Genomic DNA, 22023 nt, shown 5'->3' on the forward strand with positions numbered 1-22023 from the left:
ACACAAAAATAAGCGCAACGACACGCCTATCTGAACTTCAGGCTCGCCTGAAGCATATTCCATAATTAATCCCCCAATAGTCACCATCATGTAACAAGAGGGTTACGTTGATAGATAGAAAACGTCAACCCTGATTATTTTCAGGCTCCTCCATGACCACTTTCCGCAATCAGGCTCACCACCGGAGAATATTAAGCTACAGCCATTCTCCTAATCGCCATAAAATAACACCAAAGTTATACCCCAGACATTTATCCACGACATAACCAGTTAACAATGAAAGGCCAGACAGAAGCAAAAAAACAAGCCTGTATTTTAAGGCTACAAAAATCTCCTTATTTTTACGCCCAACTTACCCTCCAGTCTCTGCCTGATGTTATATACAGCTTTCGTATCAACGACTAATTCTCTCGATATATCCGACACGCTATAATTACTCAGCGTCAGATAAAGAATTTCTTTTTCACTCTTCGTTAAGGGCCTTGCAGTTTGCCTGACCAGAGGTTGACCAATGAATACTTTTCGTAATGCTGTTTTTAAATTGCTGATATCATCAGAGAGATATATAACCCCCGACACCCTGGGCTCATTCAGGCTGTAATAAGCTGCCAGAGGCGTCATTTTTCTATCTGACAGCAAAATGATCTTCATCTCTGCACAACCCAGATAGTCAATCCATCGTTCATCCATAAAGAAACGGATACTTCTCCACGAAAAATCGACAAAAATAAACCCGGAAACAGGAAAAATAACATCAACAGAGTTGATTAACGATTTTAGTCCTGTTTCAAAAAAGAAGTTAACCGCAGGCCAAATACAAACTTGCCGATTAAGACACTGGGTGGAACTGAATTCTTTTGAGGGGAGTATCTCACACCTTATATTACACCCCAGACAATGCATTTCTCCATATTGCATAGTAAAGTCTCATCATATTACATATTAAAACCCCAGTTCTAAAACATTTCCCGTATAAATTAAGAAATTTCCCATATGATAATGATGTAATGGCTTATTACAACATTTTTTTTAGCCATTTACACTCCACTAAAAAAGAATAAAAATCCTAATAAAAAAATAAACATTAAGTCCTTAATTCGATTATGAATGAGAAAATTATCAGGTAATTAAGAATTTTACTCAGCCATTATCTTCGCAGTGGATTCATTATGCTTATTTTTTAGTAAAAAATAATAAAATTTAGATATATAAACCAATAAAAACAAATATTTCAGTATAATTATCCACTTTACTATTTATTAATGGCATTAAATAATTTAATTTAACGTTAAAATTAGAATTTTTAACCATGAAAAATATCAAAACGCTGTGCCATTTACGCAAAAGGCAATATAAATACGAACTAAAATAACTATTTTCATTATCTATCGATCATACAGTTAACAAATTAGCAAAAAGAATTAATCACGCACCCAATGCGAATACTTCAATCTCAGTAGACTACTGATTCAACATGAGCTTGCCGTTCCGACATCAGCGACATCAGCAATTGGCTATTCCCGGTGTCATAAAAGGGGCTAACGACTTCTGGCATTATTTTGCGATAACGCAGGTGAAAATAGCCACGTGTTAGCCAGCATGCATCCGCGTCAATGGCATTAATATCGACAACAACCCGCGCGATTGCTGAACAATACTGACAGCGGCCCCTTTAAAGCGCGTGGAAAGTCCTTGTACCGCTCTCCCGTCACGCCGTCATGCAAAGCAACTTATGATAATGATTCTCATCTTTATTGTCGTACTGCCCGCGCAATGATAAGGTTGCATAACCCGATGACACCCCATCTCCAGTGCAGAAAACCGCATGAACAAGACGACGACGCAGGATGAACCCGCCCACCCGGCGCTGAGAAAAACATTCTCCGTCCGTGAGTTTATGGATTTTGGTGAACGGTACGGTATCGACTACCATTTTCCCGGGCTGATGAAAACGCAGGAGTCGTCGCACGCTATTCCTGTACTGCTGGGCGAAGTGGAAGAGATGAGGCTACCTTGCGGCATGTGTGTGACGCATTCCGATGTTCATGTGTTACAACCTTATGAGACAACGTCTCGTCATAGCAGCCCCCTGTATATGCTGGTGGTGATGGAAGGTTGCGTCAGCCTGAGCCTGAACGGCAAGCAGTATCTCGTATGCGCCGGAATGGCTTTTACGTCCCGGCTTAGCGAACAGCAGGCGATGTACGCCCGCCACGATGTGGACAGCAGATTACGCACGCTATCCCTGGGCCTCTACCCGGATGGCACATGGCGCAATGGTCTGCTTGATTCATTAATGCACGAATGGGAAAGATGCCAGACGCCAACGCTTATCTGGCAGGTACCGAACTTCCTGCTGGACGGATTACAGTTCGCGCAACAACGCGCGCTCGGGCGAGTGTCCCGGCAATTGATGCTGGAAGGCCTTATCCTGCAATTGTTCGGTCATGGTCTGAGCGTGTGTCAGGATGAAAGCACCAGGCAGGTTGTCCGGGCAAGCGGCGAGCAACAACGACTGGAGAGAGTTCGCCGCCTGCTGGAGCAATTCCCGGAAAATAACTATACCCTCGGTGAACTGGCTCAGAGAGCGGCGATGAGCTCCAGTAGCCTGCGCAGCAAGTTTCGCGACGCTTATGGCTGTTCGGTCTTCGATTATCTGCGTGACTGCCGCCTGACACGGGCGAGACGCTATTTGCTTGAAGGCTATAGCGTGCAGCAGGCGGCCTGGATGTCCGGCTACCAGCACGCGACCAACTTCTCCACCGCCTTTCGTCGGCGCTACGGCATCTCCCCCTGCAACGTGCAAAAATCGGGCTAATCAGATTGCTGACAACGGGCGCTGTTGTGCAATTTCCCGGCGGCGCGTCGCTTGCGCGGGCCTGTGCAAAATAATACCGCTGAGGTTGTAAGCCGGGCCAGACGGTAGCCTCCACCCGACAGAAATACGAGCGTCATGCCTAATACAGGTTTGTCATCAACCTCGTTAATACATTTTTTTCATTTTCGCGAAAAATAGATCGACGCTTTGGCAGCGTGCATACACATCCTGGCATTCTGCATAGCGAGATAAGACATCAAAAAGGTAATAATTCTTATTAACAATTAGAAACACCTTTGGAGATGCTCATGTTTGCGAAAACGCGTCTGGCGCTACTGACAGGATGGGTGACCAGCAGCGTCGCCTTCCCGCTGCTGGCTCAGGAAACAACACAAAACGAAACCATCGTGGTTACTCCACAGATGCAAAGCGGCGCCACCAAAATTGCCACGCCGGATCTGGAAACCCCACAGTCAGTGTCCATTATCACTCGCCAGCAGTTTGAAGAGCAGGGAGCCGTCAACGTCCGCCAGGCGGTTAGCTATACCCCTGGGGTTTATAGTAACCAGATTGGTGCGTCAAACCGTTTCGACTACATCGTCCTGCGTGGATTTTCCGATGGCAGCCTGGATAATGTCTATCTCGACGGTCTGAAGATGATGGGCGATACCAACTCGCACAGTTCTCTGGTGGTCGATCCCTGGTTTCTGGAAAATATCGAAGTCGTTCGCGGCCCGGCCTCGGTCCTGTATGGTCGTTCTTCACCGGGCGGCATCGTCGCCCTCACCTCGCGTAAACCCGCATTCGATCCCGGTGGTGAAATCAAACTCTTCGCCGGTAATAACAATCAGCGCGGCGCGGCATTTGATGTCACTGGCGCACTGGACGATAACGACCGGGTCGCTGGACGGTTAAGCGGGATGACCCGCTACGCGGATTCCCAGTTCGATACGTTGAAAGAGCAACGCTATGCGATTATGCCGAGTCTGACCTGGCGCATCACCGATAGGACACGCCTTGATTTAATGGCTTATCTGCATCGCGATCCGGAGGGCGGTAGCCACTCAGGACTCCCTTATGAAGGCACCGTGGTTCCGCATTATGGCAAGAAAATCGCGAAGACTTTCTTCGAGGGTGAAGATGATTACGATAAGTATGACCGTCGCGAAAATATGGTCGGCTACCATTTCGAACACCTGTTTGATAACGGCTGGTCAGTACGACAGAAACTGCGCTATCTGCATACCAACGTCAAACTGAATCAGGTCTACGCCGCTGGCTGGTTGAACGAAACCGAGCTGAATCGCGGTTATTCCGGCTCAGACGAAAAGATGAACGCTATTACGCTTGATAACCAGCTTGATGGCAGCATTGATACCGGGGCCGTTAACCATCGACTATTGGTGGGGATTGATTACCAGAATCGTAGCAACAATATCACCGGCTACTACGGTTCATTCCCGGCGATTGACGCCTTTAATCCACACTACGGCGCGCAGCCGGATAACATTACCCTGTACAGCCGCGAAAAACATAAGCTACGTCAGACGGGCTACTATCTGCAGGATCAGATGTCCTGGAACCGCTGGCGCTTCACCCTGGGCGGACGTTACGACCAGGTAAGTGTTTCAAATATCGATAAATTCAATAATTCACGCAGCGATCTGGATAAGAATAACTTCAGCTCTCGCGTCGCGCTGCTGTATCTGTTTGATAACGGTTTTGCGCCGTATGTTAGCTACTCTACGGCCTTTACGCCCACCAGCTTCGCCGATGAAAACGGCAACGTGCTGGACCCGATGAAAGGCAAACAGTGGGAAGCCGGGGTAAAGTATGAACCGGAGGGACTGAACAGCCAGTTCAGCGCCTCAGTATTCCGCATCAATCAGACCAATATCGCCACCAAAGAAGAGCCGACCGACCCTTACCGTTCAATTGGCGAGATTGAGTCAAAAGGCGTGGAACTGGAAGCGATCAGCCAGCTTACGGACAGTTTCCGCCTGCAGGCGGCGTATACCTACACCGATATCCGCTATAAAAAAAGCAGCCCGGAAGAACAGGGCAAACGGGCCGTTTATGCCCCGCGTAATCAGGCCAGCGCCTGGCTGAACTACGATGTGAAAAACGGTCCTCTGGATGGCCTGACGCTCGGTTCCGGTGTGCGTTACGTCAACGGTATTGTCAGCGATCGCCTGAATACGCATACCCTGCCATCCTATACGCTAGTGGATATGACCATCGGTTATGATCTGTCTAAAGTGGGAATCAATGGTCTCAGCGCCCAGTTGAACGTGAACAATCTGACCGATAAGCGCTATATTGCCGCCTGTAACTCGCTCTCTTATTGCTACTTTGGCGCGGAACGCAGCATCGTCGGCAGCGTCTCCTGGAGGTTCTGATACTGTTAAAAGTCCCCGGAGCCTTTTGCTCCGGGTAACGGGTTAATCTTCTACTTTATGGGTTTTCCGGGGTGTTATCGTCAAATTGCGCACGGCCAGCTTTCATCATGACTCCGGTACTCTCCTTAATGCTTCACCGCTCAAATAACCCTAAATAATTAACCGTTATGATCATATCAGCCAGCGCCGCACCCGCCTCCCTGAACCGCATTCGTCTACACTAAACAGAGACTGGTGTTTGATGCCGCAGCGTTTGCCGGGTACATCCATAAATTACAGACATGGCCGAATCGCGCGGCAAGCGAGAGAATCCTGAATCATTTACGTAAGTAAGTGATTCGGGCAAACACGCGTAACCCATACACCCGCAACCTGAAGTCTGACGGGTATCAACATTGAGACAGGACGCAACCATGCAACTTAACGATTCCACCCTTTTTCGCCAACAGGCATTGATTAACGGACGCTGGCGCGATGCCAGCAATGGCGAAACACTCGCGGTGACTAACCCCGCAAACGGCCAATTGCTGGGCAACGTACCCAAAATGGGCGCAGAAGAAACCCGCGAAGCTATCGACGCGGCCAGTCGTGCGTTGCCGGCCTGGCGCGCGCTTACCGCCAAAGCGCGCGCCACTCTCCTGCGCCGCTGGTTCGATTTAATGATGGAGCATCAGGACGATTTGGCGCGGCTAATGACCCTGGAACAGGGGAAACCGCTGGCGGAAGCAAAAGGCGAAATCAGCTACGCCGCCTCTTTTCTTGAGTGGTTTGCCGAAGAGGGTAAACGCGTCTATGGCGACACGATCCCCGGTCATCAGGCAGATAAGCGCCTGTTGGTGATTAAACAGCCGATTGGCGTGACTGCCGCCATCACGCCGTGGAATTTTCCCTCGGCGATGATCACCCGCAAAGCAGGCCCGGCGCTGGCCGCAGGCTGCACCATGGTCCTCAAACCCGCCAGCCAGACGCCGTTCTCCGCGCTGGCGCTGGCGGAGCTGGCTAATCGCGCCGGGCTCCCGGAGGGCGTATTTAACGTGGTCACGGGGTCTGCCAGCGCAATCGGCAATGAACTTACCAGCAATCCGCTGGTACGCAAACTCTCCTTTACCGGCTCAACGGAAATTGGTCGCCAGCTAATGGAACAGTGCGCGAAAGATATCAAGAAAGTATCGCTGGAGCTGGGCGGCAACGCGCCGTTTATCGTTTTCGACGACGCTGATTTAGATAAAGCCGTGGAAGGCGCGATGGCCTCCAAGTTTCGTAACGCAGGACAGACCTGCGTCTGCGCCAATCGCTTGTACGTCCAGGATGGTGTCTACGATCGCTTCGCTGAAAAACTTCAACAGGCGGTCAGTAAACTGCAAATCGGTGATGGCCTGCAGCCGAACGTCACCATTGGGCCGCTGATTGACGAGAAAGCGATCGCCAAAGTACAGGAGCATATCGCGGATGCTATTGACAAAGGCGCACGGGCAATGACAGGCGGTAAAACCCACCCGTTGGGCGGTAATTTCTTCCAGCCGACGATTCTGGTGAATGTTCCCGCCAACGCGAAAGTAGCGAAAGAAGAGACCTTTGGCCCCCTCGCCCCGCTGTTCCGCTTCAAAGATGAGGCCGACGTTATTCATCAGGCGAACGACACCGAGTTTGGCCTGGCGGCCTATTTCTACGCTCGCGATCTGAGCCGCGTTTTTCGCGTTGGCGAAGCGCTGGAGTACGGCATTATTGGTATTAACACCGGGATTATTTCTACCGAAGTGGCTCCCTTTGGCGGCGTGAAATCCTCCGGACTGGGCCGTGAAGGGTCGAAGTATGGCATAGAGGATTATTTAGAAATCAAATACATGTGTATTGGGATTTAGCAGATTCAATGCGCAATAATATAATTTAACTATAGGGATGTTGTAACTATAGTATGAATTAAAAAATCCACGCTACTGAGGCGCAATGCCGTTCACTTAAGCAAATCATCGGTGTTGTCTTTTGTTTTATTTGCCTGTGGCAATCGCATTATCGGTGGTTTAAACGAAAATCTGATTCGGTTGATTCACTAACTGAGCTGATACGGGCTGAAATATAAAGGATATAACTTTTTTTATGACTTTCAGCCTCTGAAAAGCCACTGACGAATAACGGACTCACCGCATGGGGGTTGGGCGCATCAAGGAAACCTGGCGGGAACGCAGGCGCGCATCCAGGACTGGCCGCCAGGACGGCGGCCAGAGGCTGAGTCGCGGCAAGGATGCCGCGTCTCAGCCGGTCCGCCAGATGAAGCCGGAGTGGAGCGGACCGCGCAGCGGCAGGTTTTCAGCGCAATGCCGGGGGTGCAGGGGGACGGGCGAAACGTCCCCCTGCCCGTTCACACGCTGTGGATATAACGAATATCCGCGAATTTATCGTGAACGGAACAGACCACGAAATCTGAATGGGTGAAAACGAAAAATGCGTCATGCTCGCCAGAACCACTGATCGACAGAACCGCTCAGCCAGCCATAAACACAACTGACACCCCTTAACTGACCAGCATTACGCTACTGAGGCGTGGATTTATCTACTGGCGATAAAATTGATAATTCAGATTAAGATTAGGCCCGAAGCTTAACCGGTTCGCTAAAATCGTCGGCTGGCTCAAGTTTAAGGCTAAATGTCGCCAGCAGCGCCTCGGCTCGTTCGTGAAAATCGCGTAGCGTCTTTGCGAGTTTTTCACTGACTTCAGGATCGTCGATGGCAACCGGGCGCCATTTCCCCTCTTTATCAAATAAACCAAACTGATAGCTATAAGTGAAACGAGAAGCTTGTGCTTCCATTTCCATCCACCATCCCCAGAACTCACGCTTTTCCGGCACGGGTTTAACATTGACGCAAACTGCCAGGCAATCGAAAAAGAAGCGGTTATCTTCACACTGCTCTTCACGGATATAAGGGCCAAGAGCCGTGAATTTCTTAATCAGCTTACTCTTCAGGTGTCCACTCGGTAACGTCATTGCGATCTCCTTTAGTGATACAATGACGTTATCAAATCAATAGAATTTCGCAATATATTAACTGAATCTATAACTAATCCAGCGAGCAATCTGCCGCAGAGCGTGATCGAAATTACGATAAACCGGATTAAACGGAATCTCCAGTAGCTTGCCATCTGTCGATGAAGAGGTAATTAAACGCGACTCTTCTTCCGGACTAAACGGATCGTCTTTCCAGAAACCTGAAAGCATCGGGGTTGGACAACGGCGCCCCAGCAATCCCTGGATCTTTAACGAATAGCGGTTCAGTTCCACACGCAGCGCCTCGTCAGAGGCATCATGCATTCCCAGACGCGAAGCAAAAACATCAAGATACATTTCCGGCACCCGCCCCTGATGCAGCGGGTCAACCAACAGCTCATGCACCACCGGCCCCAGACAGGCGACGGCCTTCAGACGCCGGGATTCAAGATAGCCCAGCCGTACGGCAATATTCGCCCCAAAGCGGAAACCAAATGCAGCGACTCGTGTATGATCGATCCAGGGGACATTTGACAGATGCTGCAGGACATACTGATGCAGCATACTGGTATCCTGAGTCAGCTTACATTTTGATGAGAAGCCAATTGAGGGCATATCCACGGTCAGCATGGCAATACCCAGTGGCGCAAAGTAGTGCTCATACAGGTTGTAATAATCCGTCTGGAGTGCGTCAAGCCCACCGCACATCAATACCGTCGGGAAAGGCCCCTCGCCAGGAGGCATATGCAAGAACCCCGTGATCGGCGCGCCGCCGGGGATGGAGAATTCCAGCTCGCGCAGCTTGCCCGGCAATCGTTGAGCCGCTTCCTCATATGCCCGGTATGCCAGCACCTGCGCCTGTTCAGCCAGTTCATCGCCTTTAATGTGCGGATAGGCGGCAATACTGTACAGGTTTGCCGCATGCAGCCAGTGACGCCCGCTCATCAGGAGATCCTCTTCCTGACCTGCCTTCTGTTGCCAGTCCATCGCCTGTCGGGACCACTCAAAGATCCAGTTGCCGCCGCGGTAGCCGATCACCGTATCGTAAAGCTCCGGATCGGTGCGTTCCGCATCGCTCATCACGATACGCGCCTGCACATCAAGGATCTCCTGTGGCGTAACGCCACGCCAGATCCACATCAAGCGGTTAATCAACCGATACCAGCGATCAACATTATTACCGCTCAACGCGGACTGGACAGGCTGCTGCAGCCCTGTATTAAACCGACGTACCAGCGTAGAGGTTTCCGGATGTTTGAATCGGGGTTTAAACAGCGTTTCGCTAAGGTTATCCTGGGACATGCGCAGTCTCCATCATGTTGCCACTGAAGCTATTGTAACCTGCACAAAGGTAAAAAAAACCACGCCCGGCAAAACCGGGCGTGGTCATTAGCATGTATTGAAAAATTAACGGCCTGCAATAGGCGGTACAAACACGACGCCCATATCCCACGGCTGTTCAATCCAGGTATCTTGTGGAATATCAACAATATAATCATCAACCAGAGGACGACCCGCCGGTTTTGCAAAGATGGTAACAAAATGCGCTTTAGGGTACATTTCACGGATGGCCACAGCGGTGCCTCCGGTATCGACCAGGTCATCAATAACGATGAAGCCTTCTCCGTCGCCTTCTGCACGTTTCAGTACTTTCAGTTCACGCTGGTTATCATGGTCATAACTTGAAATGCAAACGGTATCAACATGACGAATACCCAGCTCACGCGCCAACAGGGCTCCCGGTACCAGACCTCCACGGCTAACGGCAATAATGCCTTTCCACTGTTCAACCGGCAGCAGACGGGTTGCCAGTTTGCGGGCGTGAATCTGCAACATGTCCCAGGTGACGACGTATTTTTCGCTCATGTGAAGTGTCCCAGCCTGTGTAATACGGCTTAAATAATGTTCGATGGGGAAATGGTTGCGCGAGATTATAGAGATCTGACGCGCTAAAAACCAGCGTTAAGCGGATACGGCAACGCTTTTTACGTGGTTTACGCTACCAGAGTACACGGAAAGTGGTATTCTCAACCGCATCGCGCAAGCCTGAGCTTGTAGTGTATTTAATTGCTAACCCCCGATCTGCAAATGACTTTTGCAGATGATTGTAAGGAGACTTACTCGTGTCTGAACTGTCTCAATTATCCCCACAACCGTTATGGGATATTTTTGCCAAAATATGCTCCATTCCCCACCCTTCCTACCACGAAGAACAGCTTGCTGAGCACATTATGGGCTGGGCAAAAGAAAAAGGCATACACGCGGAACGCGACAAGGTTGGCAACATACTGCTTCGTAAAGGCGCCACTGCCGGTATGGAAAACCGCAAGCCGGTCGTACTGCAGGCGCACCTTGATATGGTGCCGCAAAAAAATAACGATACTGTTCATGACTTTACTAAAGACCCGATTCAACCCTATATCGACGGTGAATGGGTCAAAGCACGCGGCACCACGCTCGGCGCGGATAACGGTATCGGCATGGCGTCCGCGCTGGCGGTACTGGCTGACGACAACGTGGCTCACGGTCCGCTGGAAGTGCTGCTGACCATGACGGAAGAAGCCGGTATGGATGGTGCGTTTGGTCTGCAGGCTAACTGGTTGCAGGCGGATATTCTGATTAATACCGACTCCGAAGAAGAAGGTGAAATCTACATGGGCTGTGCGGGAGGGATCGATTTCACCTCCGATCTGCCGCTGACCCGCGAGGCCATTCCGGCCGGTTTCCAGAGCGTTAAGCTGACGCTAAAAGGCCTGAAGGGTGGCCACTCAGGCGGTGAAATTCATCTCGGTTTAGGTAATGCCAACAAACTGCTGGCACGCTTCCTGGCAGATCATGCTGCGGATCTGGATCTGCGTCTGGTCGATTTCAACGGTGGTACGCTGCGTAACGCGATCCCACGTGAAGCCTTTGCCAGCCTGGCTGTAGCCGCGGATAAAACAGAGGCCCTGAAAGCACGGGTCAATGATTATCAGCAGGTCCTGAAAAACGAACTGGCGGCCAAAGAGAAAAATCTGCTGGTGCAGCTGGAACCGGTCGCTAACGACCAGGCTGCGCTGACGACACAATCCCGCGATAGCTTTGTCCGCCTTCTTAATGCGACGCCGAACGGCGTCATCCGTAACTCTGACGTGGCAAAAGGCGTGGTAGAAACCTCTCTGAACGTCGGCGTCGTCACGATGACCAGCGACAACGTACAGATCCATTGCCTGATTCGTTCGTTGATCGATAGCGGTAAAGATTATGTCGTGAGCATGCTGGATTCTCTGGGCAAGCTGGCTGGGGCGAAAACCGAAGCCAAAGGCGCCTATCCGGGCTGGCAACCGGATGCCAACTCTCCGGTAATGCATCTGGTGCGTGAAACCTATCAGCGTCTGTTCAACAAGACGCCGAACATCCAGATAATCCACGCAGGCCTGGAATGCGGCTTGTTCAAAAAACCGTATCCGGAGATGGATATGGTGTCTATCGGCCCAACCATTACCGGCCCGCACTCCCCGGACGAACAGGTTCATATCGAAAGCGTTGGTCAGTACTGGACGCTGCTGACAGAACTGCTGAAAGCCATTCCGGCTAAGTAAGCGATAATCCGGCGGTTACACGCCGCCGGATCTCTTCCGCGCGAATCTACCGTTCCCGTCCCACATTTTTTCCATACGAAAGTGGGTAATCCATTCACCGCGTAGAAAAATATCGCGCACAGCACCGGGAAATCCTCTTCTGTGTAAAGCCTGATGGTTGGCATCATTACAGTCCCAGCACCAGTTGTCTCTCAAGCTGCGGATCAAGTAACGTCACGTGCAGCCCCACCAGCCTGACTCCTCTCCCTCCCCGCCGCTCATGCCAGGTTTTATAGGCGGTAGCGATCAAATCATCTTTATTTAACCGGGGCCAGACATGTTCCTGCGTGGTGAGCTGGAAATCGTTAAATTTTAGTTTGATCCCTTGACGAGCGATCAGCAAATCGGGTTTTACCTTCGCCAGACGTCGTTCCAGTTCCGGATAGAGACTCTCAATAATCGACTGGCACAGATCCCACTGATGGATATCCTCCGCCAGAGTACGTTCCACACCAATCGATTTACGCTGCCGCTCACTGCTGATTTCTCGTTCATCGATCCCATGGCTGCGCTCCCATAATATCCGACCGAATTTACCAAAACGCTTAAGCAACATCGCCAGATCGCTCTTCTGCACATCTTCGCAGGTTCGTAACCCCATGCTTTCCAGCTTCGCTGCTGAAACTCTACCAACACCCGGGATCTTCGATAACGGCAATGTTTTGACAAACTCTGCGACCTGATGTGGTGCGATGACAAACTGACCGTTGGGTTTGTTCAGATCCGAGGCGATTTTGGCAAGAAATTTTACTGGTGCAACCCCGGCGGAAGCGGTCAAATTTAACTCGCGCTGAATTGTCTCACGGATCTCCTGCGCCATCCGTGTCGCGGATCCCTGGCAATGAACGCTGTCGCTAACATCGAGATAGGCTTCGTCCAGCGATAACGGTTCAATTAACGAGGTATAGCGGGAAAAAATCTCCCGGATATGATTCGATGCCTCTTTGTAAGCGTCAAAACGGCCGGGCAGCAAGGTCAAATGCGGGCAAAGCTTGAGGGCGGTGGCGGTCGGCATGGCGCTGCGCACGCCGTATTTACGCGCCGGATAGTTGGCCGTACTGATGACGCCGCGCTGCACCCGGCTACCGCCAATAGCAACAGGAATATCGCGCAGGGTCGGGTTGTCACGCATTTCAACCGCCGCGAAGAAACAGTCCATATCAACATGGATGATTTTGCGCATAGTTAACCCTCACTCACAACTGTATAAGTATACAGCATAAATCAGGTCATTGAGAAGGGAGGCATTGTAAGAGGCGAGGGATATCATGGGGTGAATAACCCGGCGTCGCTATGACTGACCGGGTTAAGGGAACGGAAGAGACTAGAGAATGCGCTTTTGCTGACGCTGCGACTCAAGAGCAATGCGTTTTTTACGCGCATCACAGGGCTCAGGGCAGTCGCAGACTTTTTCCATCCCCAGCGAGGCGATCCCGCCACAGCTCCCCTGAATGCTCTTGCGCTTGATCAGGTATCCCAGCGACATTCCCAGAATAACCAGCGCAAAAATAACAAAGGTCGCCACAAAAATCGTCAGCATCATCAGCCTCCAAAATCGTCCAGCATGATGTTTTCATCCTCAACGCCCAGATCTTTGAGCATTTTAATCACCGCGGCGTTCATAACCGGTGGGCCACACATATAAAATTCACAGTCTTCCGGCGCAGGATGATCGCGAAGGTAATTTTCATACAGGACGTTATGGATAAAACCGGTATACCCGGTCCAGTTATCTTCCTCCAGCGGATCGGAGAGTGCCACATGGAAGGTAAAATTTGGATTATCCCGCGCCAGCTGTTCAAATTCTTCGCCGTAGAACATCTCGCGCAGGGAGCGCGCACCATACCAGAAACTAATTTTACGCGTGCTGCGCAGTCGTTTGAGCTGATCAAAAATATGTGAGCGCATTGGTGCCATCCCTGCCCCACCGCCGATAAACACCATCTCTGCATTGGTCTCTTTGGCAAAAAATTCGCCAAACGGCCCGGAAATCGTAACTTTATCGCCAGCTTTCAGTGACCAGATATAGGAAGACATAATACCCGGCGGTGCGTCCGGCACTTGCGGCGGCGGCGTCGCAATACGCACGTTGAGCATAATGATGCCTTTCTCTTGCGGATAGTTGGCCATCGAATAGGCGCGCAACGTGGGTTCTTTCACCTCGGAAACGTAGCGGAAAAGATTAAACTTTTCCCAGTCATCCCGGTATTCGTTCGGGATATCAAAATCGGCATACGCCACCTTATGTGACGGACACTCAATCTGAATATAGCCGCCTGCGCGGAATGGCACCTCATCACCGTCCGGAACACGCAGCTTCAGCTCTTTGATAAAAGTGGCTTTGTTATCGTTGGAGATTACCTCGCACTGCCACTTTTTAACCCCAAAAATCTCTTCCGGCAGCTCGATTTTCATATTTTGCTTTACCGCGACCTGGCAAGCCAGGCGGCAACCTTCTCTCGCCTCACGTTTGGAGATATGAGAGAGTTCGGTTGGCAGTATATCGCCGCCGCCTTCTTTCACCATCACCCGACACTGACCGCATGAACCGCCGCCACCGCAGGCTGATGAGACGAAAATACCGTTGCTGGAGAGCGTATTCAGGAGCTTATCCCCCGCAGGAGTACGAATCTGCTTATCCGCTTCGTTGTTGATTTCAATGACCACATCGCCCGCATTCACCAGCTTTGCACGCGCAGCAAGTATCAGCCCCGATAGCACCAGGACGATCAGCGTGAACATCACTACGCCAAGAATAATTTCCATACTTTCCGCCCTTATAGCTGCACACCGGAGAATGACATAAAGCCCAGCGCCATCAGACCCGTGGTAATAAAGGTGATCCCTAACCCACGCAAACCAGCAGGCACGTTCGCGTACTTCATTTTTTCACGGATGCCCGCCATCGCCACAATCGCCAGCATCCAGCCAATGCCTGAGCCGAAGCCGTAAACGATGGATTCAGTGAAGTTATAGTCACGCTGGACCATGAAAGAAACGCCGCCAAAAATCGCACAGTTAACGGCAATTAACGGTAAGAAGATCCCCAACGCGTTATAGAGCGCCGGGAAATACTTATCGAGGATCATCTCCAGGATCTGTACCAGCGCCGCAATAACGCCAATAAAAGTGATAAAGTTAAGGAAACTTAAGTCGACGCCTTCCACCAGTGCGCCGTCGCGCAGCACCAGGTTATACACCAGATTATTAATCGGTACCGACAATCCAAGCACCACGGTAACCGTCAGCCCAAGGCCAAACGCGGTCGAGACCTTTTTCGATACCGCAAGAAACGTACACATTCCCAGAAAGAAGGCCAGAGCCATGTTTTCCACAAACACAGCGCGGACAAACAGGCTAATGTAATGAGCCATAATCGGTTACTCCTTTTCCTGCTGCTCAGGCTTCCAGCTGCGCACGGCCCAGATCAACAAACCGATAATGAAGAACGCGCTCGGCGCCAAAAGAAACAGGCCATTTGGCTGATACCAGCCGCCGTTCTGCACCGTCTCCATAACCGTTATTCCAAACAGCTTGCCAGTACCAATAAGTTCACGCAGGAAACCGACAATCATCAGAATCGCGCCATACCCCAGGCCATTGCCAATACCGTCCAGAAAGCTCGCTAACGGCGGTGACTTCATGGCATAGGCTTCCGCTCGCCCCATCACAATACAGTTAGTGATAATAAGCCCGACAAATACAGACAGTTGTTTGGAGATCTCATAAGCAAAAGCGCGCAGCAACTGGTCAACCACAATGACCAGCGAGGCGATAATCGCCATCTGCACAATAATGCGCACACTATTCGGTATGTGATGACGGATCATCGAGATAAACATGCTGGAAAATGCCGTAACCAGCGTCACCGCGACAGTCATAACGAAAGCAGTTTCCAGTTTGGTGGTCACCGCCAGCGCAGAACAAACGCCAAGAACCTGCAGCGTGATAGGGTTATTCGCGAGAAGCGGCCCCACCAGCACACGCTTCATTTCTTTCGTATCGACCAAATCAGCCATTATTCAGCTCCCCCTCGCGCACTTTATGCAGGAATGGCCCAAAGCCCAGTTCCCCCATCCAGAAATCAAAACTATGCTGTACACCATTCGAGGTGAGTGTTGCGCCTGACAACCCATCAACCGCGTGTATATCGCCAGGGCGCGCCCCGCCTTTTACGATTCTCAGCGCAGGCATACCTTTATCATTGAGTACCTGCTTACCAACAAACTGCTGACGCCAGTTCGGGTTTTCTATTTCTCCCCCCAAACCTGGTGTTTCGCCATGATCGTACCAGGTAACCCCTTTGAGCGTACGTCCATCTGTTTCCAGTGCCACGAAGGCATACATTACCGACCACAGACCGTTACCGTAAATCGGCAGCACTATTTCCTGGATCCGCTGCTTTTCATCGCGCACCAGATAAATTTCGACAATATTACTGCGGCGTTTGATGCCGGCAGGATCCTGGCTGGCCGCCAGTTGGATGCTCTGCTGTGGATCTTTCAGCGCCAGGGACTGATTGAACTTGCCCGGATCTTTATCCAGCAATTCACCGGTGGATAAATCGACTAATCGCGGAGAAATTCGGGCGTTAAAGACGTCAGCAATGTTATCTGCATCCATCCCCGGCGTCATCAGACCAGCAACCGACAGAATATTTCGCTGTTTATCCAGAGCGCGCTGTTCTTGCTGGCGCGATTTCAACCCCACGGCAGAACCGGCAACCACGATGGAGCAGACCAGGCAAAGCACCAGCACCACCAGCAGCGTTTTGCCGATGCTATCGTTACTTTTATGCTCAGCCACGCAACTTCCTCCGCTTAATATTGGCCCGCACCACCAGGTAATCGAATAGCGGCGCAAAGAGGTTGGCGAAAAGGATCGCCAGCATCATCCCTTCCGGATAAGCCGGATTGACCACCCGAATCAGTACGCACATCACGCCAATCAGCAGGCCATAGCTCCATTTACCTTTATCCGTAAACGACGCCGATACCGGATCTGTCGCCATAAACATCATGCCGAAAGCAAAACCGCCGAGCACCAGATGCCAGTACCACGGCATAGCAAACAGCGGATTGGTATCAGAACCAATGAAATTAAACAGCGTCGCGGTAGCAAGCATACCGATCAGGACCCCGGCGACAATGCGCCAGGAAGCCACGCGACCAAAGATAATGATTGCACCGCCAATCAGAATCATCAGCGTCGAAACTTCGCCAATCGAGCCCGGTATATTCCCCAGAAAGGCGTCCATCCAGCTCACCGGCTGACCGGTAGCAGCGTTAACCAGCGATTCACCACCGCCACTCGCCCACTGAGATAGCGGTGTCGCGCCGGAAAAGCCATCAGCAGCGGTCCACACCAGATCGCCGGAAATCTGTGCCGGATAAGCGAAGAACAAAAACGCACGTCCCGCAAGAGCAGGGTTAAGGAAATTACGTCCGGTTCCCCCAAAGATTTCCTTTGCAATGACAACCCCAAATGAAATTCCAAGTGCGGCCTGCCAGAGCGGCAACGATGGCGGAACAATCAGCGCAAACAGAATTGAGGTAACAAAAAAGCCTTCATTGACTTCGTGTTTACGCACGATAGCGAAGAGAACTTCCCAGAATCCGCCGACAACAAACACGGTGATGTAGATAGGCAGGAAGAATATCGCTCCCAGCGCCATCATACTGAGCCAACCGGCATCAGCGGTGAAGCTAACCCCCAGCCACTGCGCAATGCTGTAGTGCCAGTTCCCGGCGATAACCTGCGGTAGTTGTTCGGCGCCATATAGCTTATACAGCGCCGGAATGGTCTGCTGGCCAACGTTATACATTCCCCAGAACATCGCCGGGAACACCGCGAACCAGACCAGAATCATCATCCGCTTCAAATCGATGGCATCTCTGACATGCGCCGCACCGCGCGTCACCTGCCCCGGAGTGTAAAACAACGTCGCCGTCGCTTCGAACAGCGGGTAGTATTTCTCCAGCTTGCCACCCGGCATAAAGTGCGGCTCAAGTTTTTCGAACAGTTTCTTTAAGCCCATCCTTATCCTTCCTGCTCAATTCGGGTTAACACACTGCGCAATACCGGGCCATATTCATACTTGCCGGGGCAGACATAGGTGCAAAGCGCCAGGTCTTCTTCATCCAGCTCCAGACAACCCAGCGCTTGAGCGCTATCGGTATCGCCTGCCAGCAAATCACGCAGCAACATTGTTGGCAGGATATCCAGCGGCATCACGCGCTCATAGTTGCCAATTGGCACCATCGCGCGCTCTCCACCGTGAGTATTGGTCGAGAAGTTGAACAGTTTATGCCTGAGGAAATGGCCAAAGGTGGTGCGGGTGATGGAGAATTTATCTTTCCCCGGCATCACCCAGCCGAACAGCTCCTTCTCACGCCCCTCTTTCACCACGCTGACCTGTAAATGAAAGCGCCCAAGAAAAGCATGAGGCCCACACGCGTGAGTTCCGCTAAGGACTGAACCGGAAATGACGCGGTTTTCATCATTCAGCAATTCATCTACCAGTAGTTCATCAAGGCTGGCGCCTAAGCAGGTTCGCACCAGACGAGGTTCTTTGACCTGTGGGCCGCCGAGAGCGATGATGCGTTCGCTGTACAACTCCCCTTCGAGGAATAATTTCCCAATGGCGATAACATCCTGATAGTTGAGATGCCAGACCTGTTTTTTCAGGCTGACAGGCTCGATAAAATGGATATGCGTCCCCACCAGTCCGGCCGGATGCGGCCCGGCAAACTGGTTGAATGCCACTTGCCCGCTGGGATGCCCGCCAAGCTTGCCGCCGCTGGCCTGACACACATGGACTTTACCGTCAGTCAGCCGCGTCAGCAGAGTCAGACCGGCATCAAAAGCCTCACGCTGCAGCAATATGATTGGCTGAGGTTCGGCCGCCAGTGGGTTCGTATCCATCGCGTTAACGAAAATAGCCGCCGGCACGCTGCCCGGTACGGGGGTTTTACTGAAAGGACGGGTACGGAACGCCGTCCACTGTCCGGACTCCAGCAGTTGTCTCTGCACGCTCTCACGGGTTAATCCAGCAAGTTCGGCTAAGTCAAAACGGGGGAAATGGACGGCATCATCGCCATTTACTTCGATAACCACCGATTGCAGAACCCGCCGCTCGCCGCGATGTATAGCGCTGACGATACCGCTGGCGGGGGCAGTAAAGCGCACCCCAGGTGCCTTTTTATCTTCAAACAGGAGTTGCCCTTTCTGGACCCGATCGCCCTCTTGCACAGCCATAGAGGGACGCATGCCGACATACTCTTCCCCTAACAGAGCAACATGTCTGGCAGCGCTCTTCGAAAAAATTTGCTGTGATGGCATGCCAGCTATGGGCAAATTCAGCCCTTTCGTGATTTTAATCATATCGTTAGCAGGTATCCCGTAACCTAAACTCCGACATCGTGCCAGAGCCAACATCAGTGATGGAAAATAAGAGAAAAAAGAACACCATAGTCCAGGTGATTCATATGACGGGAGAGAAGCATCCCTTCTTACCCTGATGGTTTAGCGGGTCAAGTGTAACATTTTATGAGCGAAGCCTGTAGACAAACTGCCATTAAGTCATTCTAAAATGCGAGCTATTACGCAAAGTTCAGGCTGCGTTTTACCGTGAAATGGGCTGTAACGAAAAACTAAAATGTAAACGTAGCATATCGTGCTTGCGAAAAACTGCCGTGATGCTAATGTGAGCGTTCTAACTCCAGAAAACTCTGATTTCGGGTCTCTTTTGCCGTCCTGGCAATGTGGTTGTTTGTTTTATCAAGGAACAAGTAGTATGCGCAAAATCGCATTTTTTATTGCGATGCTCCTGTTGCCATGCGTGTCATTCGCAGGGCTACTCAGCAGTAATAGCTCGACAACGCCGATGAGCAAAGAATATAAGCAGCAATTAATGGGCTCACCGGTCTACATTGAGATCTTTAAAGAAGAGCGCACGCTCGATCTTTACGTCAAAATGGGCGAAACCTGGCAGCTTCTTGATAGCTACCGAATCTGTAACTACTCCGGCGGTCTTGGTCCCAAACAGCGTCAGGGCGATTTTAAGAGCCCCGAAGGGTTCTATACCGTTACCCGCAGCCAGCTAAAACCTGACAGCCGTTTCTATAAAGCTATCAATATCGGCTTCCCAAACGCTTACGACCGCGCACATGGTTATGAAGGTAAATACCTGATGATCCACGGAGCTTGCGTATCCGTCGGCTGTTATGCCATGACGGATGCCAGCATTGATGAGATTTTCCAGTTCGTCACCGGCGCGTTAGTCTTCGGCCAGCCCAGCGTTCAGGTGAGCATATATCCTTTCCGCATGACCGATGCCAACATGGCGCGTCACAAGTACTCCTATTTTGCTGATTTCTGGAAACAGCTGAAACCCGGGTATGACTACTTCCAGCAGACGCATAAGCCGCCTGTGGTTTCCGTCGTCAATGGCCGCTACGTGGTGAGCAAACCGCTCAGCCACGACGTTGTTCAGCCGCAACTTGCCTCAAACTACACGCTCTCCGAGGCGAAATAACGCCCATTCGCCCGGCATAATTTTATGCCAGGTTTCATTGCCGGTGAGCGGCTGAGTAGCGATAACGGAGACCACATCATTCGGCGTGGTCTCGCGTTGAAAGTCAATTTCTACATCCTGATCCAGCAATGTCGCTACGCCGAATGGTGCCCGTCGCGTAATCCAGTACAAATTAGTTGAGCAAAACGCCATAATGTAGCGGCCATCGGATAGCAGCATATTAAATACGCCTTTCTCACGCAGCTCGCCCGCCAGGGTGGCAATAAACCTGAAAACCTCAACCCTATCATCCGGCATTTTTGGATAACGCTCGGTTATGCTGTGCAACAACCAGCAAAAGGCTTTTTCGCTGTCAGTCTCACCAATCGGATGCAGATTTCCCGTCTCCAGGAACTCATAGCCTGTCAGTTGACCGTTATGCGCATAAGTCCAGTTGCGCCCCCACAGTTCGCGGGTAAAGGGATGGGTATTTTCAAGCGCAACGACACCGCGGTTAGCCTGGCGAATATGGGCGATGACCGAGCAAGACTTGATAGGATACTCCTGCACCAGCTTCGCAATCGGCGACTGAAAGCTAGGCTGCGGATCTTTAAATGTGCGACAACCTTTACCTTCATAGAAGGTAATGCCCCAGCCATCTTTATGCGGTCCGGTTCCGCCACCACGCTGAACCAGTCCAGTAAAACTAAAGCAAATATCTGTTGGCACATTCGCGCTCATCCCGAGCAATTCGCACATACATCACCTCATACAACACAACTGAAACAGAAAAGGCGTTATTGGTGCAGTCAGTCTGAACACCGACCAGCGCGCAAAAACCGGGCGAACTTAATATACCGGAGGATTTGACTCGCTACGCTCGCCTTCTCCGGGCCACCGCAAGCGCCCCCCAAAATGCGGCAACGCTTTGGGAGGCCCGCTGGCGTACAAAATGGCTAACAAGATAGCCTTTTACGCCTTAACCATCTCTTTTTCGATTAGCATAATCAGGATATGAATCACTTTAATATGGATTTCCTGAATGCGATCGGCGTAGCCAAAATGCGGTACGCGTATTTCAACATCGGCAGTTCCCGCCATTTTACCGCCATCCTTACCGGTCAGAGTAATTACTTTCATCCCCTGAGCACGGGCAGCTTCAATCGCTTTAATAACGTTACCGGAGTTACCGGAAGTGGAAATCCCCAGTAACACGTCGCCCATACGGCCAACCGATTCGACATAGCGAGAGAAAACATATTCATAACCAAAATCATTGCTCACACAAGAGAGATGGCTTACATCTGAAATCGCAATGGCCGGATAGCCCGGGCGATTTTCCCGATAGCGCCCGGTCAGTTCTTCCGCAAAATGCATCGCATCGCAGTGCGAACCGCCGTTCCCGCAGGAAAGCACTTTACCGCCAGCCTTAAAGCTATCCGCCAGCAGCACCGCTGCACGCTGAATCGCATGAATATTAGCTTCATCCTGCAGAAAATTAGCCAGCGTTTCGGCGGCTTCGTTCAGTTCGTTACGAATAAGATCCTGGTACATGAGGATAATCCTTCAGTATTTGTGGGATAACCCAGGCAGTTTACCGGATAGCCGTCGCAGCGAGAAGCAGCAGACACTCTGATCCCTTGTCCCTTTGATTTTATGTGCCGCTTTTACATACAACAATGTGAGC

At 51.1% G+C, this 22023-nt stretch carries 19 protein-coding genes; 5 read left to right on the plus strand and 14 right to left on the minus strand.

The genetic code is table 11. The annotated features are described in order from the left end of the window. Positions 1 to 321 precede the first annotated feature (321 nt). A complete protein-coding gene (locus FN037_RS07215) occupies positions 322 to 918 on the minus strand; it encodes a helix-turn-helix transcriptional regulator (protein ID WP_138363023.1) in 597 nt (198 codons plus the stop codon). Positions 919 to 1825: 907 nt separating this feature from the next. Here FN037_RS07215 and FN037_RS07220 point away from each other — a divergent pair. The 3 genes from FN037_RS07220 to gabD all read left to right on the plus strand — a co-directional run bounded on the left by FN037_RS07220 (position 1826) and on the right by gabD (position 7079). Next, positions 1826 to 2818: a helix-turn-helix transcriptional regulator gene (locus tag FN037_RS07220; protein ID WP_142501837.1), complete on the plus strand. Its 993-nt coding sequence runs from the start codon at positions 1826 to 1828 to the stop codon at positions 2816 to 2818. Between the two features lie 308 nt (positions 2819 to 3126). Next, complete coding sequence (gene foxA, locus FN037_RS07225) at positions 3127 to 5217, plus strand: ferrioxamine B receptor FoxA (protein WP_138363021.1); 2091 nt, start codon at positions 3127 to 3129, stop codon at positions 5215 to 5217. Positions 5218 to 5630: 413 nt separating this feature from the next. Further along, positions 5631 to 7079 carry an NADP-dependent succinate-semialdehyde dehydrogenase gene (gabD, locus tag FN037_RS07230; protein ID WP_142501838.1) on the plus strand — a complete coding sequence of 483 codons (1449 nt, stop codon included), beginning with the start codon at positions 5631 to 5633 and terminating at the stop codon, positions 7077 to 7079. Positions 7080 to 7802: 723 nt separating this feature from the next. Here the strand turns inward: gabD and crl are convergent. The 3 genes from crl to gpt all read right to left on the minus strand — a co-directional run bounded on the left by crl (position 7803) and on the right by gpt (position 10067). After that, a complete protein-coding gene (gene crl / locus FN037_RS07235; protein WP_138363019.1) occupies positions 7803 to 8201 on the minus strand; it encodes a sigma factor-binding protein Crl in 399 nt (132 codons plus the stop codon). Between the two features lie 57 nt (positions 8202 to 8258). After that, the gene (gene frsA / locus FN037_RS07240) at positions 8259 to 9503 is read right to left on the minus strand and encodes an esterase FrsA (RefSeq protein ID WP_138363018.1); all 1245 of its coding nucleotides are present in this window, start codon (positions 9501 to 9503) and stop codon (positions 8259 to 8261) included. A 105-nt stretch (positions 9504 to 9608) separates the two neighbouring features. After that, positions 9609 to 10067 carry a xanthine phosphoribosyltransferase gene (gene gpt / locus FN037_RS07245; protein WP_138363017.1) on the minus strand — a complete coding sequence of 153 codons (459 nt, stop codon included), beginning with the start codon at positions 10065 to 10067 and terminating at the stop codon, positions 9609 to 9611. 257 nt (positions 10068 to 10324) lie between these two features. Between gpt and pepD the strand changes: the two genes are divergently transcribed. After that, positions 10325 to 11782 (plus strand): cytosol nonspecific dipeptidase, encoded by a 1458-nt coding sequence (gene pepD, locus FN037_RS07250; RefSeq protein WP_142501839.1) that lies wholly within the window; start codon positions 10325 to 10327, stop codon positions 11780 to 11782. Positions 11783 to 11948: 166 nt separating this feature from the next. On the opposite strand, the gene dinB is transcribed toward pepD, so the two are convergent. The 8 genes from dinB to FN037_RS07290 form a co-directional block, all read right to left on the minus strand. Next, positions 11949 to 13004, minus strand: coding sequence for a DNA polymerase IV (gene dinB / locus FN037_RS07255; protein WP_138363015.1), 1056 nt, complete (start codon positions 13002 to 13004; stop codon positions 11949 to 11951). Positions 13005 to 13145: 141 nt separating this feature from the next. Further along, a complete protein-coding gene (gene nqrM, locus FN037_RS07260) occupies positions 13146 to 13361 on the minus strand; it encodes a (Na+)-NQR maturation NqrM (protein ID WP_171034948.1) in 216 nt (71 codons plus the stop codon). A 2-nt stretch (positions 13362 to 13363) separates the two neighbouring features. After that, the gene (gene nqrF, locus FN037_RS07265) at positions 13364 to 14587 is read right to left on the minus strand and encodes an NADH:ubiquinone reductase (Na(+)-transporting) subunit F (protein ID WP_138363013.1); all 1224 of its coding nucleotides are present in this window, start codon (positions 14585 to 14587) and stop codon (positions 13364 to 13366) included. Between the two features lie 11 nt (positions 14588 to 14598). Then, positions 14599 to 15195, minus strand: coding sequence for an NADH:ubiquinone reductase (Na(+)-transporting) subunit E (nqrE, locus tag FN037_RS07270; RefSeq protein WP_138363012.1), 597 nt, complete (start codon positions 15193 to 15195; stop codon positions 14599 to 14601). 6 nt (positions 15196 to 15201) lie between these two features. Next, entirely contained in the window at positions 15202 to 15840 is a 639-nt protein-coding gene (locus FN037_RS07275; protein WP_138363011.1) for an NADH:ubiquinone reductase (Na(+)-transporting) subunit D, read from the minus strand. After that, positions 15833 to 16627, minus strand: a complete 795-nt coding sequence (locus FN037_RS07280) for a Na(+)-translocating NADH-quinone reductase subunit C (protein ID WP_142501840.1) — start codon at positions 16625 to 16627, stop codon at positions 15833 to 15835. The genes FN037_RS07275 and FN037_RS07280 overlap by 8 nt, the downstream gene beginning before the upstream one ends. Continuing rightward, entirely contained in the window at positions 16620 to 17858 is a 1239-nt protein-coding gene (locus tag FN037_RS07285; RefSeq protein WP_142501841.1) for an NADH:ubiquinone reductase (Na(+)-transporting) subunit B, read from the minus strand. Before FN037_RS07285 ends, FN037_RS07280 begins: the two co-directional genes overlap by 8 nt. A gap of 2 nt (positions 17859 to 17860) precedes the next feature. Beyond that, on the minus strand, positions 17861 to 19204 hold the full coding sequence (locus FN037_RS07290) for a Na(+)-translocating NADH-quinone reductase subunit A (RefSeq protein WP_142501842.1): 1344 nt from the start codon (positions 19202 to 19204) through the stop codon (positions 17861 to 17863). 412 nt (positions 19205 to 19616) lie between these two features. On the opposite strand from FN037_RS07290, the gene dpaA reads away from it, so the two are divergent. After that, entirely contained in the window at positions 19617 to 20357 is a 741-nt protein-coding gene (gene dpaA, locus FN037_RS07295; RefSeq protein WP_138363007.1) for a peptidoglycan meso-diaminopimelic acid protein amidase, read from the plus strand. Here dpaA and FN037_RS07300 read toward each other — a convergent pair. Further along, positions 20328 to 21095 carry a class II glutamine amidotransferase gene (locus FN037_RS07300; protein WP_142501843.1) on the minus strand — a complete coding sequence of 256 codons (768 nt, stop codon included), beginning with the start codon at positions 21093 to 21095 and terminating at the stop codon, positions 20328 to 20330. The two genes, dpaA and FN037_RS07300, sit on opposite strands and share 30 nt — an antisense overlap. A gap of 213 nt (positions 21096 to 21308) precedes the next feature. Then, entirely contained in the window at positions 21309 to 21890 is a 582-nt protein-coding gene (lpcA, locus tag FN037_RS07305) for a D-sedoheptulose 7-phosphate isomerase (RefSeq protein ID WP_138363005.1), read from the minus strand. Positions 21891 to 22023 lie beyond the last annotated feature (133 nt).

Origin of the sequence: Klebsiella sp. 2680 (assembly GCF_900198535.1) — a bacterium.
Taxonomy (GTDB): Bacteria; Pseudomonadota; Gammaproteobacteria; order Enterobacterales; family Enterobacteriaceae; genus Klebsiella; species Klebsiella indica.

Coding starts and splice junctions, on each gene's coding strand:
- FN037_RS07215 (WP_138363023.1), bottom strand. CDS start 918: ATGCAATATGGAGAAATGCATTGTCTGGGGTGTAATATAAGGTGTGAG.
- FN037_RS07220 (WP_142501837.1), top strand. CDS start 1,826: ATGAACAAGACGACGACGCAGGATGAACCCGCCCACCCGGCGCTGAGA.
- foxA (WP_138363021.1), top strand. CDS start 3,127: ATGTTTGCGAAAACGCGTCTGGCGCTACTGACAGGATGGGTGACCAGC.
- gabD (WP_142501838.1), top strand. CDS start 5,631: ATGCAACTTAACGATTCCACCCTTTTTCGCCAACAGGCATTGATTAAC.
- crl (WP_138363019.1), bottom strand. CDS start 8,201: ATGACGTTACCGAGTGGACACCTGAAGAGTAAGCTGATTAAGAAATTC.
- frsA (WP_138363018.1), bottom strand. CDS start 9,503: ATGTCCCAGGATAACCTTAGCGAAACGCTGTTTAAACCCCGATTCAAA.
- gpt (WP_138363017.1), bottom strand. CDS start 10,067: ATGAGCGAAAAATACGTCGTCACCTGGGACATGTTGCAGATTCACGCC.
- dinB (WP_138363015.1), bottom strand. CDS start 13,004: ATGCGCAAAATCATCCATGTTGATATGGACTGTTTCTTCGCGGCGGTT.
- nqrM (WP_171034948.1), bottom strand. CDS start 13,361: ATGCTGACGATTTTTGTGGCGACCTTTGTTATTTTTGCGCTGGTTATT.
- nqrF (WP_138363013.1), bottom strand. CDS start 14,587: ATGGAAATTATTCTTGGCGTAGTGATGTTCACGCTGATCGTCCTGGTG.
- nqrE (WP_138363012.1), bottom strand. CDS start 15,195: ATGGCTCATTACATTAGCCTGTTTGTCCGCGCTGTGTTTGTGGAAAAC.
- FN037_RS07275 (WP_138363011.1), bottom strand. CDS start 15,840: ATGGCTGATTTGGTCGATACGAAAGAAATGAAGCGTGTGCTGGTGGGG.
- FN037_RS07285 (WP_142501841.1), bottom strand. CDS start 17,858: ATGGGCTTAAAGAAACTGTTCGAAAAACTTGAGCCGCACTTTATGCCG.
- FN037_RS07290 (WP_142501842.1), bottom strand. CDS start 19,204: ATGATTAAAATCACGAAAGGGCTGAATTTGCCCATAGCTGGCATGCCA.
- dpaA (WP_138363007.1), top strand. CDS start 19,617: ATGCGCAAAATCGCATTTTTTATTGCGATGCTCCTGTTGCCATGCGTG.
- FN037_RS07300 (WP_142501843.1), bottom strand. CDS start 21,095: ATGTGCGAATTGCTCGGGATGAGCGCGAATGTGCCAACAGATATTTGC.
- lpcA (WP_138363005.1), bottom strand. CDS start 21,890: ATGTACCAGGATCTTATTCGTAACGAACTGAACGAAGCCGCCGAAACG.